This window comes from Leptodesmis sp., from assembly GCF_052746595.1.
The window spans coordinates 1-16,805 of record NZ_JBRAGO010000042.1; the positions used below are offsets into that span (position 1 = coordinate 1).

A 16,805-nucleotide genomic window follows, 5' to 3' on the forward strand; every position below is an offset into this window, starting at 1 on the left:
AGCATGACCATGAAACCTTTTAACTTATTGTGCTGGAATTAGCGGATGAGGTTAACGTCCGATCGCCTCCTCAGTTTTGGCAATATCTAGCAGCGTCTTCAGCACAGAGTCGGGGTTGAGGCTGATGGAGTCGATGCCTTGTTCGACCAGGAAGCGGGCAAATTCGGGGTAATCGCTGGGAGCCTGACCGCAGATGCCCACCTTGCGGCCTTTGGCTTTGGCGCGGGCAATCACCTGACGCACCATTTCCTTCACGCCTTCGTTGCGTTCGTCAAAGATGTGAGCCACCAGAGCCGAATCGCGATCGAGGCCTAGGGTGAGCTGAGTCAAATCGTTGGAGCCGATCGAGAAGCCATCAAAGACCTCACTGAATTGTTCTGCCAGAATCACGTTGTTGGGAATTTCGCACATGACGTAGACTTGCAGACCGTTTTCACCCCGCTTCAGTCCGTGTTTTTCCATTTCCGCCAGCACCTTGCGGCCTTCATCAGGGGTGCGGCAGAAGGGAATCATGGGAATCACGTTGGTAAGACCCATTTCATCTCGGACTCGTTTCAGCGCCTTGCATTCCAGCCCGTAAGCATCACGATATTTCTCGTCATAGTAGCGAGAGGCACCGCGCCAGCCGATCATCGGGTTTTCTTCGTGGGGTTCGAACTGTCTGCCGCCCAGCAGGTTGGCATATTCGTTGCTCTTGAAGTCGGACATACGAACCACAACGGGTTTGGGATAGAAAGCAGCAGCAATCAGGCCAATGCCTTGAGCGACTTTATCCACAAAGAAGTCGGGCTTATGGGTATAGAGCGCGGTCAGACTGGCAATTTCTCGCTTCACCGATTCGTCTTGCAGTTGGTCGAAATGCATCAACGCAAGCGGATGGGCTTTGATGTGGTTAGCGATGATGAACTCCAGCCGCGCCAGACCAACGCCATCGCAGGGAACGGAGGCCAGCCCAAAGGCTTCTTCCGGATTGCCCACATTCATCAAGATCTGGGTCTTGGTGCGGGGCAGGTTGCTGAGTTCCGTTTCCACTACTTCAAAGGGCACTAGGCCGTTGTAAACCCGACCTTCTTCCCCTTCCGAGCAGGAAACGGTGATGTCCTGTCCGGTGTGAATTACGCCTGTGGCATTACCACATCCAACGATCGCCGGAATGCCCATCTCCCGGGCAATGATCGCCGCGTGGCAGGTACGTCCGCCCTGGTTGGTAACGATCGCGCTGGCCTTTTTCATAATCGGTTCCCAATCTGGATCGGTCTTGTTGGTCACCAGCACTTCACCAGCCTGGAATTCATCAATTTTGTGAACATCCAGAATCACTCGCGCTTTACCCTGACCAATCATTTCACCAACCGCACGACCTCTGGCAATAACATCGCCTGTGCCTTGCAATTTATAGTTTCTCAGCACATTTCCAGATCTCTGCGATTGCACCGTTTCAGGACGAGCCTGGACGATGAATAATTCACCAGTTAAGCCATCCTTCGCCCACTCAATATCCATCGGTGTGTACATTCCCCGGACTTCAGAGTAATGGTCTTCGATGATGCAGGCCCATTTCGCCAGGGTAAGAATTTCGTCATCGCTGAGGGCATATTTTTTGCGATCAGGTTCGGGAACCGGAATATTCTTGGTCAGCTTACTGCCGCCCACGTCATAGACCATCTTCACTTCCTTACTGCCCAACCGTTTTTCCAGGATTGGCTTATAGCCCTGCTTCAGGGTCGGCTTAAAGACAAAGTATTCATCCGGGTTGACAGCTCCCTGCACCACGTTTTCACCCAGCCCGTAAGCCGCCGTGACCAGAGCGGCATTCTTGAAGCCTGTTTCGGTATCAATAGAAAACATGACACCAGAGGTCGCCAGGTCGGAGCGCACCATCTTTTGCACACCCACGGAAAGAGCCACATCAAAGTGACTGAAGCCCTTGATGGTGCGGTAGGAAATCGCACGATCGGTGAACAGAGAAGCAAAGCACTTGTGGCAGGCTTCCAGCACTCCCTTCACTCCGTAGACATTCAGGTAGGTTTCCTGTTGTCCGGCAAAACTGGCATCTGGTAAGTCCTCTGCGGTGGCACTGGAGCGTACCGCCACGTCTGTATTGCCGCTATAGCGCTTGCATTCTTCCTGTTGATCGGGAGCGAGGCGATCGCAGAAATCGGACGATCCGTTATAGCGCTCACACAGTTTCAGGTAGGCTTTCGTAATCGCTTCTTCCAGTTCCACTGGGAAGGGGGTGTGCAGAACCAGCGATCGAGCCTGTCTGCCCCGTTCCCGTAAGTTAATCATGTCCTCCACATCCAGGTCAGAGAACAATTGCTGCAGTTTTTCTTCTAATCCGGCCCGTTCAATGAAATAGCGAAAGGCATAAGCCGTGGTCGCAAATCCCGTGGGTACATTCACGCCCTTGGAATTTAACTGCTGAATCATCTCTCCCAGAGAGGCATTTTTTCCGCCTACAAGTGGAATGTCGGCAATTCCGACTTCTTCAAACCACAACACCAGCGCATTTTCTCTGGAAGATTGCATAGCATCACGATTCTCAATGGTGGCTACCATAATAGACTCCTCAAAAAAACTTCTAAATTTCGTTCCGTCCTTGCGTCTCTAAAACCCCAGATTTCCCGGTGGTAGAGACATGTGGCCCACACGTCTCTACAAGATCACCGCACGATCGGGCCAGCTTCCAGAATTTCTGGGCGTACCGAGCCAAATTGTTTGAAATTTTCCACAAATTGTCTCGCCAGTTCCTGAGCCTGCTGGTCATAGGCTTCTGCATCTTCCCAGGCATTGCGGGGATTCAGAATTTCAGTCGGTACCCCCGGAACCCGTTCTGGTACCAGAATCTGAAAAACAGGATGGGGCGTATACTTCACATTGGCCAGATCCCCATTCAGCGCCGCTGATACCATTGCTCGCGTATGCTTGATGGACATCCGTTTGCCAATCCCGTAAGCACCCCCTGACCAGCCCGTATTGACCAGATAAACCTGGGTTTCGGGATGTTGTTCCAGGCGATCGCCCAGCATCTCTGCATAGACTGTGGCTGGCAGTGGGAAGAAGCACTGACCAAAGCAGGCAGAGAAGGTGACTTGCGGCGCAGTAATGTCCCGTTCCGTTCCAGCTAACTTGCTGGTGTAGCCGGACAGGAAGTGGTACATAGCCTGCTCACGAGTCAATCGGGAGATGGGGGGCAGTACGCCAAAGGCATCCGCTGTCAGGAAAATCACCGTTTTAGGATGCCCCCCTACGCCAGAAATGGAACAGTTGGGAATGTAGGTCAGGGGATAGGCGGCACGGGCATTTTCCGTCAGGTGGCCATCATCATAATCCAGGACACGACTATCAGGCGCGATCGCTACATTTTCCAGGATCGAGCCAAACCGGATGGCAGACCAGATTTGCGGCTCATGTTCCTGAGACAGGTGAATAGTTTTGGCGTAACAACCGCCCTCAAAGTTGAAGATGCCTTCGGTTGACCAACCATGTTCATCATCGCCAATCAGGCTGCGATCGGGATCCGCCGAGAGGGTGGTTTTCCCTGTTCCTGACAACCCAAAGAACAGCGCCGTATGTCCATGATGATCAATATTGGCGGCTCCGTGCATCGGCAGTATATCCTGTTGCGGCATCAGGTAATTCATCAACGAGAACACAGACTTTTTCATTTCTCCAGCATAGTGGGTGCCTCCCACCAGCACCAAGCGTTTGCCAATGTGTAACACAATAAAAGCCTCACTGTGAATCCCATCCACTTCTGGATCCGCCTGTAATCCAGGAACGGAAATCACAGTAAAATCAGCTTTGTGACCTTCCAATTCGGCTGCAGTGGGGCGCAAAAATAACTGATGCACAAACAAATTCTGCCATGCAAATTCATTAATCACACGGACTCCAAATTGATAGCGTGGATCCGCTCCCACATAGCCATCGAAAATATACAGATCACGCCCTTGAATATAAGATAGCACTCGTTGGTATAACTGCTGGAACTTCGCCTCAGAAATGGGAACATTAAACTTATTCCAATCAATATTGGACCAACTGCTGGATTCCTCAACAATAAATTTATCCTTGGGCGATCGCCCCGTGTACTTACCCGTTTCTACACACAGCGCCCCATTAGTTGCCAGTCGGCCCTCTCTCCTCATCAAGGCATGTTCCACTAACACAGGAACAGGCAGATTGCGATAAATCTGCCCCAAATTTTTCATTCCTAATTCTTCTAAGCCATAGAATTGGTCGTCATACCGCATACCTAGGTTACTCAATCCCTGAGTAGGATAACTTAACCCAGAACCTAACCGGGATGCACCGTACTTGGCATTAATGAGATCCTGATAACAATTGCCCTGTAGATTACTGAGGGTGGCCATCTTTTAATCTCCTATCGACTATCGAGGGTGGATCGAGTGACAGGGATAGTACCTTTGCAAGCAACAAGAATTGGGTTGCAGCTAATAACTGCATTCAATAGGGGCACTTTGTAAAAATCAACGAAACTCTGAAAACCAGTACTAACCCAAACTCACTCTTAAGTTTTGCTTTATATTCCCGGACAGTAACTTGAACACCTTAATCACAATCTATTTACTTAGAAGAAATTTCCAACTCCACAAATGATTCAGTTGTTTTCTGGCTTTACTACGTCTTTTATAACTGCGACTTTCTTTGTTTCCCTCTTCAATAATTCAATAATACTTCAATTTAGTAGTATAGGGAACTGAATTTATAATATGAAACACTATTTTTTCTTTGGTCATTGGTCATTAGGTAGTATCTGGCATTGTTCAAAAGGCGTGAACAATACTCTGTTTATGAGCAAGGGGCTAATCAACTGGCTAAGGGCAGGCCGAATTCGCTGCCGGAAACAAACCAAAGAGTTTTTGTTGGCAATTGATGACATAACGTGGTTTAAAAACAACAAGTTAGTTGTTTATCATGAATTCATAAAGTTGTTGCTAATAACTACGTGAAAGTATCTGGCGGTTAAAACCGCAACTACACTCACCAAATCTGCCGAGGCAGACTCAAGATAATCTAGGTTTTCAGTAACTTGCGTCGGCAGGTTCTCTCCGGATAGCCGCAACTTCAGTCGCCAGGATGACAAAGAGACTGGCCTTTAAAACATTCTCTTAATCAATTGTTAAGCAAATTTTTGATCTGTATTAATGCATCTGTAATTCCCTGTTGGGTAACAGCGGAAAATTGCTCACCAAATTCAAAATCTACTGCAGGAATTAAGATCCACCAGCTAGGAGGAACAGTACCATAGACCCGCTGAGTGAGTGCTAGGAGCGATCGCGGATCTTGAAAATGTGCCCAGTTGGTTGGAGTGTCTTGTGCTTGAATCGGCACCAATTGAATCTGGGTGATCGGTTCTTCAGGGGGTGAAAGAGGGGGTGAAAAGACATCAACAAAAATTACAGTTCCGGCCTCGGCAATGTCAGCAGCAAGCTCTGGAGTCAGTTGGTGCAAGGCAAGCGATCGTACATTGTCTAGATGCCAGTTCTCAACCTGCTCGGCAACTCGTTGCCCTGCCCCATCATCCCCTCTTAAGGAGTTGCCATAGCCAATGACCAGATAGTTTATTTTAGATTTGCTTAACAATATTCAATCGTCACTTCTTTCTGTTTGTCACGGAGAAATTTTACCAGATCTTCGATTAAGTTGCGGCGAATCGAGATATTTTTGGGCAGTAAGGGGTTCTGGTAAAACTCATTGATACTTTGACCGACCAGAAAGTGAATTGAATCTGCCTGCAGGATCTCCCGTGCCAGTAAGTAGGCTCCATTATTATCAAACTTGAGACGGCTCAGATCACACCCGCAATTTTTAATGTATTCCGTTGCTTTAGAAATGGTTAAGATTCCTTCCGTCACTAGATCAATGGCACTGAGCATGCCAATGGGGGGTAGCTCCTTGCGAATTGTGGACAGATCCATCTCGATCGTTTCACCCAGGTAATTAGCGACAATGTTCCCCGTTGTTCCGCCACAGATCACTTTGCGTCCCTGGAAATTGAGCAGACGTTCGATATAAACCTCGTCTGTGTCTTCATTCAACGGTGGACCAGTAAAGATCATCAGCGGATTTCTGCTTCTCACATAAACGCCCACAAAAGTCGCATCATCACCGACTTCCCCCTGATACAGCGATCGGGTTGTCTGAATTACATCTTGAACAATTCCCCTGGCCGTTTTCGACTTTTGTGCTAACACTCCTTCAATAAATTGAGAAATATTCTCCCAACCCCAGCCAAAGTTGAGCGTAATCCCCATCCCCGCATAGAGAATCCCATCGCTGGCTGCCGCTAAAAAATCTCCCCGTGATAACTGTCCTTTGGCAATGTGGATCTTGCGATTGAGAATTTCTTCTGTACGACTTTCTAGATTCACGGCTTTACCCTGACGAAAATAGAAGCAACTGGGATTATCAAAATTAATCACTTTGAAGTGGTTGGTTTCACTATTGATTTCGATAATGGTAAAGGTAGAATAGGCGATTTTCCGTACCTGGCAGATGGGTAAAGTTGCAATGACGGTCTTTAACACCTCTACGAGAGGAATATCAGCCGTTAACATTTTTAATAGAATTTCGGTGGTCAGAGTTGCCAGGATGTTTGCTTTTACCCCACTTCCCAGCCCATCTGACAAGACAATAATAGTCTTATTTTCTGTTCTCAAATACTTCACTTTATCGCCACACAATTCCTCGCCTTTTTTATTCAGGCTGGAGGTGTGGATGTCGAGAAAGCTATCAACTGGCATAGGTGGTCTGTGCGATCGCTAAATAAACGGTTCTCGTTCTAACATGCCAATAATTTTGAGTAAACTGACCTTTGTTTCAGCTGTTGTTTCTCCCAATAGTCCAGCAATTTCCTGAACCACCTTCATCTGATTGTCCACCACTTCATTCACTTGCTTCACAGTTTCATGCTTGAGTTTTTCCAATTCCCGCTTACGTTCCAACTCATGGTTTATATCCACCATGATGCAGGCAATAATCCCTTCCTCTTCAATAGAAAAAATGACTTCACTCACATACAACCCATACCGGGAGTATTCTTTCTGTTTTCCCTGAATCACAATATCATTTTGCCAGACCTTTGTGAAATCACTCACATCATCCAGCAAAGTTTGAGCTGGCTGACCCAACACATCCTCTAGCGTGACATTGAACATTCGACAAAAGGCAGGATTGACAACCCGAATATACAGGTCGGGATCAACAACGAGTAAACCACTGGGATCATATTCCCACAGTCGTTTCCAGAGGTTGTTATGAGTTTTGCTATTGTCAAACATGGTTAAGTTCTGCCTTGATGACTGGAAGAATTTCCTGCATAAACTTTTCTTCGATGTTTTGAGAATTAATATTCAAGAAATGCTGACCTTTGAACTTCATGACGATGCCATGCCTACAGGTTTCCAAACAGAACGAACCTTTGAGTTCCAGGATGTCTTCTAATTTATGAGTGTGAATCAACGCCTGTAGTTTAGGCAGCACTTCGTACACGCCTAATTGGTGACAGGCTGATCCCATACAAAGGAATAAATTTTCTTTTGCCATGATGGTTGATTAAAAAAGGCAGAAGGGAAAACTGTTTTTATGATAGTCAAAAGGGCTGTGCAAATTTCTGCGTGAGGGCGGGTTTTGCTGCAAATCTTATGCTCAACTGCGATAACATTGGCTAAACCCGCCCCTAGATAACCCCTACAAGCGATTGGGCGATCGCTAGACAGATACCGCTAAATCATCGAGGGCTTTCTGTAGCGACTCTGCGATCGGGCTATCTGTTCCCTGACTGGATAACTCGTTGACAGGGGGTAGGGGCTTCCCATGATAGGCTTCTACCAGGAGTTGTCGCAGGTCGCTGATCAGAGGGTAGCGCGGATTTGCCCCTGTACACTGGTCGTCGAATGCTTGATCCGCCATGTGATCAACTTGGGCATAAAACAGTGTGTCGTCGTTCATGTATTCCCGAATACTGCCTGGAATATCCAGGTCGCGTTTAAGAGCTTCGATAGCGGCAATCAGCAGATCGACCTTCTCGGCTTCCGTGGCTCCCCCCAGGCTCAGGTAATCGGCAATCCGGGCATAGCGCCACTTGGCATTGGGATACTTGTATTGGGGGAAGATGGCTTGCTTAAAGGGCGCATCAGTGGCGTTATAGCGAATCACATGGGAAATCATCAAGGCATTGGCGAGTCCATGTGGGATGTGAAAGGTAGCCCCCAGTTGGTGCGCTATGGAGTGACAAATACCCAGAAAGGCATTGGCAAAAGCCATTCCTGCCATTGTCGCAGCATAGTGAACTTTCTCCCGCGCCTTCAAATCCTGTCTGCCGTTGTGGTACGCACTGGGCAAATATTTGAACAGTAACCGGATCGCTTCCAGTGCCAGACCGTTGGTGTATTCCGAGGCGAGGACAGAGACGTAAGCTTCGATCGCGTGTACCAGCGCATCCACACCCCCGTAAGCCGTCAGGGACTTGGGCATGGTCAACACCAGTTCCGGGTCAATGATCGCCATGTTGGGGGTGAGGGCATAGTCCGCCAGGGGATATTTGATGTTGTGGCGGCGATCGGTGACCACAGCAAAGGGAGTCACTTCTGAACCCGTGCCGGATGTGGTGGGAATAGCAACCATCGTCGCCTTTTGGCCCAAAGGTGGCAATTCATAAACCCGCTTGCGAATGTCCATAAACCGCATTGCCAAACCTTCAAATTCAATTTCAGGATGCTCATACATCAACCAGATAATTTTGGCCGCATCCATTGGAGAACCACCCCCAAAGGCAATGATGACATCCGGGTTGAAGGTACGAATTAGTTCCAAACCACGATTCACTGTATCCAGCGAAGGATCGGGTTCCACACCATAAAAGATATCGTACTTCACACCGATTTCGTCCAGCACTTCTTCGATCGCCCGTGTCATACCCAATTCGTAAATTGGTTTATCGGTGACAATGAAAGCCCGTTTTTTGTCGGCTAACTCCCGTAGAGCGACTGGCAGTGCGCCATATTTGAAGTAAATTTTGGGCGGCACCCGAAACCAGAGCATATTTTCCCGTCGCTCAGCCACCGTTTTGATGTTGAGCAAGTGGCGCGGTTCCACGTTTTCAGACACCGAGTTGCCGCCCCAGGTGCCACAACCCAACGTCAGGGATGGATCCAGGCGAAAGTTATACAGATCCCCGATCGCTCCCTGAGAGGAAGGTGTGTTAATCAGTACCCGCGCCGTCTGTACCCGATCTTCAAACTGATGAATATGCACACGATCGGCGGGATCCGTGTAGAGCGCCGCCGTGTGTCCCCGTCCCCCAAACAGCACCAGGCGGCTGGCTTTATCGACCGCATCGGCAAAATCACTGGCACGGTACATTGCCAGCACCGGACAAAGTTTTTCGTAGGAGAAAGGTTCTTGCATCCCAATCTCGGACACTTCGGCAATTAGCATGCGGGTTTGCGGTGGCAGGGTAAGGTCAATCATGGCGGCAATTCGCTCTACGGGTTGACCTACCACATCAGCATTTAAATGTCCGTCCACTATCAATACCTGGCTCAACCGATCGCGCTCTTCTGGAGCCAGAAAATAGGCTCCGCGATTGCTAAACTCTTCTCTGACCTGCGCATACACATCATCCAGCACAATTACTGACTGTTCACTGGCACAGATCATGCCATTGTCAAAGGTTTTACTGATGATGATGGAGGAAACCGCCATTTTGATGTGGGCGCTGGAGTCAATAATGGCAGGGGTATTCCCAGCCCCTACACCCAGCGACGGCCGACCAGAGGAATAGGCTGCTTTCACCATGCCAGGACCACCCGTTGCCAGGATCAGCTTGATGTTGTTGTTTTGCATCAATGCCTGGGACAGAGCGACCGTCGGCTCATCAATCCAGCCAATAATGTCTTCCGGTGCTCCCGCTGCGATCGCAGCTTCTAAGATCACTTTGGCGGCAGCAACGGTACATTCCTTGGCACGGGGATGGGGAGAAAAGATAATGCCATTGCGTGTCTTTAAGGCAATCAAGGCCTTAAAGATAGTGGTCGAAGTCGGGTTTGTAGTCGGCACAATTCCCGCCAGAATGCCTACGGGTTCAGCGATGCGTTGAATACCAAAAGATTTATCGGCTTCAATCACACCACAGGTTTTTTCGTGTTTGTACTTGTTGTAAATAATCTCCGATGCAAAGTGATTTTTGATCACCTTATCTTCTGCAATTCCCATTCCTGTTTCTGCAACTGCCAGTTTTGCTAGCGGAATGCGAGCCGCGTTAGCCGCCAGTGCTGCTTTCTTGAAAATGCGATCGACTTGTTCCTGAGTAAACGTGGCGTATTTTTCCTGAGCAATGTGAACTCTCTGGATCAGGGCATCCAGTTCTCCGATATTTGTAACTTTGTTTATCATGATAGTCTCTTCCTTGAGTTGAGGGTATCTGTAACCCGTGAAGTGAGCCTTCGGATTGAAAGAAGGCAGACTTTGACGTGAGCGCTCAGCCGAACGAGAGCAGAAGGCGAAAGGCTTATTTCCCAACCTCAGAGCAGGCTAGAGGTACAAGAAAAAGCTGTTTCATGCTTAAAGGTGAGTCAAGGCAATAGAAACCGTCTCAGAAATTTCGTACTTAGAGGGTGCTTTAAAGACCCTGTATACCTTAGATCTGTGAGGGTGTAGCATTTGGGTAGTAGTTTTGTCGTGCTTTTCAGGAATCAGTGGCCGAATGCTACGCCCCTACAATGACCAGGGACAAACGACTAATAGCTAAAAATCAATCTCCTAACTTCGATAGACCTTTTTGACAACTGCACCGTCGGGGGCAATCAATTCCACATGCAGGGGCATTTGGCCAACGGCATGGGTGGAGCAGGAAAGACAGGGATCAAAACAGCGAATCCCGTGTTCAATCCGGTTGAGAAATCCTTCGGAAATGTCATTGTTGTGGATGTAATGTTGGGCAATTTGGGTGACAGTCTTGTTCATTGCCAGATTGTTTTGTCCGGTAGCAATGATTAAATTCACCTTTTGAATCAAGCCATTTTCATCTACGTTGTAGTGATGGAATAGGGTGCCTCTGGGAGCTTCGCTCACTCCTACCGCTTCCAGTTGGTTGACTCCTGCATGGGCACGAATCCGATCGCTGCTCAGTTCCGGGTCATCCATGTATTGCTGGATCTTCTCCAGACAGGCAAGGATTTCAATCAACCGGGCGTAGTGGTACAGGAAGGAAGAGGTGGGGACTCCGCCTGCCCGTTGCCTCAGTTCCTGAAGTTCACGATCGGCTGCTTCCGTGCCAATATAACTGCAGGTGTTCAGTCGTGCCAGAGGCCCAACGCGATACATCCCCTCTGGATAGCCCAGTGGCTTGTAGTAAGGGAACTTGAGGTACGACCAGGGTTCGACTGCTTCACCGATAAAGTCATGGTAATCGTCTTCGCTCAACCCATCCGCAACGATATTGCCCTGGCTATCAGTAAACCGCAGGTGGCCCCCATAGTGCTCCCATTCGCCATCTTTGCCGACCAAACTCATAAACAGGGAGGGAAATTCACCAAAGATGGCAGGCTCATCCTTGAACTGGGTGTCCAGCATAGTTTTGAACAGGTTGAGACCGAGGGTGATCGTGTCAAAGGATTCGGGCAGGCGATCGCGGATCCACTGCCGTCCTTCTTCGGAAAGGTGCGATCGGACTCCACCAGGAACTGCCCAGGCCGCATGGATCTTTTTCGCGCCTAAGATTTCGATTATTGTCTGACCAAACTGTCGCAAACGAATTCCGGCACGGGCAAGATCGGGATTTTCCGCAATCAATCCAAACACATTACGCTTGGCCGGATCACTATCCCAACCCAAAAAGAAATCAGGACTACTGAGGTGGAAAAAGGACAGCGCATGAGATTGAGTCAGTTGCCCCAAATTCATCAATCGCCGCAATTTTTCTGCTGCTGGGGGAATCTGCACTGCCAGAATCTTGTCACCCGTTTTTGCTGAAGCCAGCAGGTGACTGACCGGACAAATACCACAAATTCGGGCCGTGATCCCAGCCATTTCCGTAAACGGTCTGCCTTCGCAGAATCTTTCAAATCCCCGGTATTCCACCACGTGGAAGCGAGCGCTATCCACTTCGCCCGCATCATTCAAGAAGACGGAAATTTTAGCATGTCCTTCAATGCGAGTTACTGGATCAATTACAACAGTCTTTGACATCACGCCCCTCCCCGTTTAAACATCCCAAACTAATTGCCAACTAAACGTCATACATCCGAGCCTCTGCAGCCTCGGGAAATTCCTCACAGTATTCATCAAACGCACTTTTGTGAGTTTTAGCCTGTTGATGAGACGCTTCCGCCTGTAACTCCTCCACAACTTCCCAGGCCACGGCACATTCTTTAGAGGCTGCACCTTTTTCAGCACAAACAGCCCTGGCATTTTCGATCGCCTTTTGGATTTCTGTGCTTAAGGTGATTTCTTTCGGTTGCTCAACGAAATCGCTCTTATGCAAGATATCGCTCATTGTCACCAGGCCCAGAAGTTTTCCCTGAACCACTGGCGCACTGTGAATGCCCGTGTTAGTAAATAGCCGCGCCACATATTCCACACCCAGATCAGGATTAATCGAAATACAGGGTTTCGTCATGATTTCATAGACCCACATCCGTTTCGGATCCTTACCAAAGGCAGCTACCTTACCCACAATATCGCTCTCTGTCACGATTCCATAGGCATCCTGCTCATGACGGCGATCGACCACCAGGGTATGATACCCTCTGATCTTCATCAGTTCGATCGCCTCCGCCACTGTTGCCGATCCGCGAATCGTCACCACATCCTGGGTCATAATTTCCGAAGCTTTCATCATAGTTTCTTCCCCCGAACACTATTTTGGATTTTGGATTGGTGAATGGCGGCCAAAACTCCAAGTTTTAAGTTGTAGAATTGGAGTTGACTGAGATTCCGAGAAAAAACTCCAAATTTTAAGACACTAACCAAACTTGATCATCTCCCGCCCCTGCATATTTGGATGTTCCCCTCTCAGAAGGGGAGCGATCGTCGCCTTGATTCGCTCAGCAGGGGGGGGGCAACCGGGCATAAAGATATCGACAGGAATGACTTCGTGTAAAGGAATGACGCGATCGAGTAACTCTGGGACAATTCCCGGTTCGTGGGGCAGTTGTTTTCCGGTATCTGCCAGTTCTAAATAAGCGCGTTTCAATACGCCATCGGCTCCTCCCTGCATATTTCGCATCGCCGGAACATTGGCTGTCACCGCACAATCACCAAACGAAATCACAACCTTGGTGTGCTGCCGCAGTTTGAGTGCCAATTCCAAGTTTTCTTCATTGGCCACTCCCCCTTCCACCAGACACACATCCACTTCTTCTGGATAGTCCTTAATGTCACTGCCCACCGGACTGAACACCACATCCACAGATTGCGCCAGGTCAATCAACCACTCGTCCAAATCCAGAAACGACATGTGACAACCTGAACATCCGGCTAACCATACGGTGGCGAATTTGATTTTGCTCATTAGTTTTGCCCTCGATTCACTCCCTACCTTGTCCATTGGTGCTTCTTTCTCGCTGTTACCAAGAATTCCAACTTGGCCCGATCGCGTTCTTTCTCGGCTGTGGTTTCGCCCTTCCTGAAAATGGCTCCAGTCGGGCAGGCATCTACACATTTGCCACAGGAGGTACAGGCATCAACTTCACCCCAGGGTTGGTTAAGGCCGGAGACGATATAGCAGGCCGCTCCTCGCATGGCCACATCCCAAACGTGGGCACCTTCGATCTCGTCACAGACACGCACACAGCGAGTACAGAGAATGCAACGGTTGTGGTCAATGCCAAATAATTCATGGGACATATCCACACCGCGATCGGGAAAGCGATAGGTAAACCGGGTGTGATCCATACCCACCTGAATCGCTACATCCTGCAGTTCGCAGTTACCATTGGCTACACACACGGCGCAAATATGGTTGCCTTCGGAAAACAGCAACTCCACCGTCATCTTGCGGTATTCCTGCAATTTTTCAGTGTTAGTCTGGATTTCCATCCCTTCGGCGACTTCCGTTACACAAGCTGGTAGTAGCCGATTTATGCCCTTAATTTCAACCAGGCACAGGCGACAGGCCCCCACATCCGTCACCCCTTCCAGGTGACACAAAGTAGGAATCGGAATGCCATTTTCCTGCGCCGCTTGCAGGATAGTTGCACCTTCTTCGATCGCAATATCTTTATCGTCAATTTTGAGCGTCTTTACTGACATAAGTTCTCCTTGAAGGGAAAGAGATGAGGGGGAGAAGAGATGAGGTTAACCTAAAACTCAGAGTTTTTTGCAGAATTTAAACATTGCCAGCTTCATCATCCAAAACTCCCAGTTTTCGCCACAACCCCCTATCCACTAGGCGTGACTTTGCCATTCAGGTAAGCAGGCGACTGGAGCAAAGCTTCGTATTCCTCACCGAAATAGCGTAAAGTGCTGAGTACAGGGTTTGGAGCACTCATGCCCAATCCACAAAGGCTAGTTTCTTTGACCATGTAGCAAAGTTCTTTCATTTTCTCCAGATCGGCCTGAGTGGCTTGCTTTTTGAGCAGTCGGGTGAGCATACCGTAAAGTTGAACCGTTCCGGCACGGCAGGGGATGCATTTACCGCAACTTTCGCCCCGGCAGAACTCCATGTAAAACTGGGCGACTTCCACCATGTTCGTGGTTTGATCCATGACCACCATGCCACCGGAACCCATCATAGAGCCGATCGCCGTTAACGAGTCATAATCCACAGGGGTATCCAGCAACGAAGCCGGAATGCAACCCCCGGAAGGGCCGCCCGTTTGCACCGCTTTCACTTCGCCATCGGGAACACCACCGCCCATCTCTTCTACAATTTCCCGTAGCGTAATTCCCATCGGCACTTCAATTAGGCCATTGTTGCGGATTTTGCCGGTGAGGGCAAAGATTTTCGTACCTTTACTTTTCTCAGTGCCGATGCTGGCATACCACTCAGAACCTTCCCGAATAATGGCAGCGATATTAGCGAAAGATTCTACATTATTAATCAACGTTGGACAGTCCCAGAGGCCAGACTGAGCGGGGTAAGGGGGGCGAGTTTTGGGATTACCTCGACCCCCTTGAATCGATTGAATCAATGCGGTTTCTTCACCACAGACAAACGCTCCAGCGCCAATACGAATATCCACTTTGAAATCAAAATGGGAATCAAAAATCTGACTCCCTAACAATCCATATTTCTTAGCCTGTTGAATTGCTTTTTGCAAACGTTGAATAGCTAAGGGATATTCTGCCCGCACATAAATGAAACCATGATTAGCACCAACCGCATACCCAGCGATCGCCATGCCTTCCAACACCAGATGGGGATCACTTTCCAAGACACTGCGATCCATAAATGCACCGGGATCGCCTTCATCTCCATTACAGATCACATACTTCTGATCCCCTGGCATTTTCGCCACGGTCGACCACTTTAAGCCTGTAGGATAGCCACCACCGCCACGCCCCCGCAATCCGCTTTTGGTAATTTCCTCAACTACCTCTGCCGGAGACATCTCGTACAGCGCTTTGTAGAGAGAGCGGTAGCCCCCCACTGCAATATATTCTTCAATACTTTCGGGATCGAGCTTACCGCTGTGTTGCCGAACTATCTTGAGCTGGCGAGAGAAAAACGGGTGGTTTAAATCACCCTGAGTAGCCGTCGTTGTCCCCCCCCTCAAGGTATCGATAATACTGGCTGCATCCTCTGGTTTCACCTCTTCATACAGCACATTCTTGGGATCAATTTCCACCAGTGGGCCGCGCCCACAAAAGCCACTACATCCAACTCCGACCACTTCGACCTGATCCTGCAATCCGGCAGTTTCTATTGCGCTCTTCAGATTCTGTAAAACTTCCAACGATCGGGCTGCCCGACATCCCGTAGACGTACAACAGTGAACACGAGTCGGCTTTTGTTTCGCACGTTGGGTTTCCGCAATTTCCAACAGATCGGTTAAATCCATAATTCACCTTCTCCTACTCGGCTATTCGGCTTCCCAGGCTTTGATATGTTCTAAGGCCATTACTGGCTCTTGTTTTCCGGCCACCGTGCCATCAAAGACGACGGCTGGAGCGATACCACAGGCTCCAATGCAGCGAGCCGCCATTAATGACACCTTACCATCGGGCGTGGTTTCACCAACTTTAATGCCCAGTTCTTTTTCTAGTTCTGCCAATATCTTGTCACTGCCTTTGACATAACAGGCTGTTCCTAAACAAACTACGCAGGTATGGGCACCTGCCGGCTTGAGAGAGAACAAATGATAAAACGTGGCTGTCCCGTAGACCCTGCTGAGCGGCAGTTTTAGCCCCCTGGCAATATACATCAACACATCTTCTTCCAGGTAGCCAAATGCTTCCTGGGCTTTGTGCAGTACTTCAATCAACGCATCCGGCTTGTATTGAAAGCGCTTCATCGTCATGTCCAGCGTTTTGAAGCGACGATCGCCACTGGGATGGGCTGATTTTGTTTTCGCGGCCTCTTGTGCCTTGGATCGATCAGTTGCAGACTGCATCACGATATCCTTTAACTTCCCAACAATTTAGGCTGAAATTCTAGTTTTGATGGAGGGCTTAAACTTTACTCAATAAAGGATGAATTCTAAATATTTAATTAAACAACTTTCCTGTTGCTTAACGGTCACAATTCCTCCTCCAGATGGTGTGACTAAATGATGCTCTCAAATCTATCCTAATGCTCTGGCTTAGCGTTTGTCTGTTGCTCTAACCAATATCTA

At 48.8% G+C, this 16,805-nt stretch carries 13 protein-coding genes; all 13 read right to left on the bottom strand.

Annotated features, from left to right (window positions below; all coding sequences use genetic code 11):
• Nucleotides 1–51: 51 nt before the first annotated feature.
• On the bottom strand, nucleotides 52–2,559 hold the full coding sequence (gene ppsA, locus ACUVQO_RS11030; protein ID WP_445925927.1) for a phosphoenolpyruvate synthase: 2,508 nt from the start codon (nucleotides 2,557–2,559) through the stop codon (nucleotides 52–54).
• 104 nt (nucleotides 2,560–2,663) lie between these two features.
• Nucleotides 2,664–4,376 (bottom strand): phosphoenolpyruvate carboxykinase (ATP), encoded by a 1,713-nt coding sequence (pckA, locus tag ACUVQO_RS11035; protein ID WP_445925928.1) that lies wholly within the window; start codon nucleotides 4,374–4,376, stop codon nucleotides 2,664–2,666.
• Between the two features lie 763 nt (nucleotides 4,377–5,139).
• Nucleotides 5,140–5,610, bottom strand: a complete 471-nt coding sequence (locus ACUVQO_RS11040; protein ID WP_445925929.1) for a hydrogenase maturation protease — start codon at nucleotides 5,608–5,610, stop codon at nucleotides 5,140–5,142.
• Nucleotides 5,604–6,770: a SpoIIE family protein phosphatase gene (locus ACUVQO_RS11045; RefSeq protein WP_445925930.1), complete on the bottom strand. Its 1,167-nt coding sequence runs from the start codon at nucleotides 6,768–6,770 to the stop codon at nucleotides 5,604–5,606. Before ACUVQO_RS11045 ends, ACUVQO_RS11040 begins: the two co-directional genes overlap by 7 nt.
• An 18-nt stretch (nucleotides 6,771–6,788) precedes the next feature.
• The gene (locus ACUVQO_RS11050; RefSeq protein WP_445925931.1) at nucleotides 6,789–7,307 is read right to left on the bottom strand and encodes a PAS domain-containing protein; all 519 of its coding nucleotides are present in this window, start codon (nucleotides 7,305–7,307) and stop codon (nucleotides 6,789–6,791) included.
• Nucleotides 7,300–7,572 carry a (2Fe-2S) ferredoxin domain-containing protein gene (locus ACUVQO_RS11055; RefSeq protein WP_445925932.1) on the bottom strand — a complete coding sequence of 91 codons (273 nt, stop codon included), beginning with the start codon at nucleotides 7,570–7,572 and terminating at the stop codon, nucleotides 7,300–7,302. The genes ACUVQO_RS11050 and ACUVQO_RS11055 overlap by 8 nt, the downstream gene beginning before the upstream one ends.
• A 165-nt stretch (nucleotides 7,573–7,737) precedes the next feature.
• Nucleotides 7,738–10,422, bottom strand: coding sequence for a bifunctional acetaldehyde-CoA/alcohol dehydrogenase (gene adhE, locus ACUVQO_RS11060; protein ID WP_445925933.1), 2,685 nt, complete (start codon nucleotides 10,420–10,422; stop codon nucleotides 7,738–7,740).
• Nucleotides 10,423–10,788: 366 nt separating this feature from the next.
• On the bottom strand, nucleotides 10,789–12,216 hold the full coding sequence (locus tag ACUVQO_RS11065; RefSeq protein WP_445925934.1) for a Ni/Fe hydrogenase subunit alpha: 1,428 nt from the start codon (nucleotides 12,214–12,216) through the stop codon (nucleotides 10,789–10,791).
• 40 nt (nucleotides 12,217–12,256) lie between these two features.
• Nucleotides 12,257–12,868 carry a CP12 domain-containing protein gene (locus tag ACUVQO_RS11070; protein ID WP_445925935.1) on the bottom strand — a complete coding sequence of 204 codons (612 nt, stop codon included), beginning with the start codon at nucleotides 12,866–12,868 and terminating at the stop codon, nucleotides 12,257–12,259.
• Between the two features lie 123 nt (nucleotides 12,869–12,991).
• Complete coding sequence (locus ACUVQO_RS11075) at nucleotides 12,992–13,540, bottom strand: oxidoreductase (protein WP_445925936.1); 549 nt, start codon at nucleotides 13,538–13,540, stop codon at nucleotides 12,992–12,994.
• Between the two features lie 23 nt (nucleotides 13,541–13,563).
• On the bottom strand, nucleotides 13,564–14,280 hold the full coding sequence (gene hoxU, locus ACUVQO_RS11080; protein WP_445925937.1) for a bidirectional hydrogenase complex protein HoxU: 717 nt from the start codon (nucleotides 14,278–14,280) through the stop codon (nucleotides 13,564–13,566).
• 128 nt (nucleotides 14,281–14,408) lie between these two features.
• Nucleotides 14,409–16,031 carry a NuoF family protein gene (locus ACUVQO_RS11085; protein WP_445925938.1) on the bottom strand — a complete coding sequence of 541 codons (1,623 nt, stop codon included), beginning with the start codon at nucleotides 16,029–16,031 and terminating at the stop codon, nucleotides 14,409–14,411.
• A gap of 21 nt (nucleotides 16,032–16,052) precedes the next feature.
• On the bottom strand, nucleotides 16,053–16,583 hold the full coding sequence (hoxE, locus tag ACUVQO_RS11090) for a bidirectional hydrogenase complex protein HoxE (protein WP_445925939.1): 531 nt from the start codon (nucleotides 16,581–16,583) through the stop codon (nucleotides 16,053–16,055).
• Nucleotides 16,584–16,805 lie beyond the last annotated feature (222 nt).

Excerpts from the sequence above, each read along its gene's own strand:
- ppsA (WP_445925927.1), bottom strand. The coding sequence starts at position 2,559 with ATGGTAGCCACCATTGAGAATCGTGATGCTATGCAATCTTCCAGAGAA.
- pckA (WP_445925928.1), bottom strand. The coding sequence starts at position 4,376 with ATGGCCACCCTCAGTAATCTACAGGGCAATTGTTATCAGGATCTCATT.
- ACUVQO_RS11045 (WP_445925930.1), bottom strand. The coding sequence starts at position 6,770 with ATGCCAGTTGATAGCTTTCTCGACATCCACACCTCCAGCCTGAATAAA.
- ACUVQO_RS11050 (WP_445925931.1), bottom strand. The coding sequence starts at position 7,307 with ATGTTTGACAATAGCAAAACTCATAACAACCTCTGGAAACGACTGTGG.
- ACUVQO_RS11055 (WP_445925932.1), bottom strand. The coding sequence starts at position 7,572 with ATGGCAAAAGAAAATTTATTCCTTTGTATGGGATCAGCCTGTCACCAA.
- adhE (WP_445925933.1), bottom strand. The coding sequence starts at position 10,422 with ATGATAAACAAAGTTACAAATATCGGAGAACTGGATGCCCTGATCCAG.
- ACUVQO_RS11065 (WP_445925934.1), bottom strand. The coding sequence starts at position 12,216 with ATGTCAAAGACTGTTGTAATTGATCCAGTAACTCGCATTGAAGGACAT.
- ACUVQO_RS11070 (WP_445925935.1), bottom strand. The coding sequence starts at position 12,868 with ATGATGAAAGCTTCGGAAATTATGACCCAGGATGTGGTGACGATTCGC.
- ACUVQO_RS11075 (WP_445925936.1), bottom strand. The coding sequence starts at position 13,540 with ATGAGCAAAATCAAATTCGCCACCGTATGGTTAGCCGGATGTTCAGGT.
- hoxU (WP_445925937.1), bottom strand. The coding sequence starts at position 14,280 with ATGTCAGTAAAGACGCTCAAAATTGACGATAAAGATATTGCGATCGAA.
- ACUVQO_RS11085 (WP_445925938.1), bottom strand. The coding sequence starts at position 16,031 with ATGGATTTAACCGATCTGTTGGAAATTGCGGAAACCCAACGTGCGAAA.
- hoxE (WP_445925939.1), bottom strand. The coding sequence starts at position 16,583 with ATGCAGTCTGCAACTGATCGATCCAAGGCACAAGAGGCCGCGAAAACA.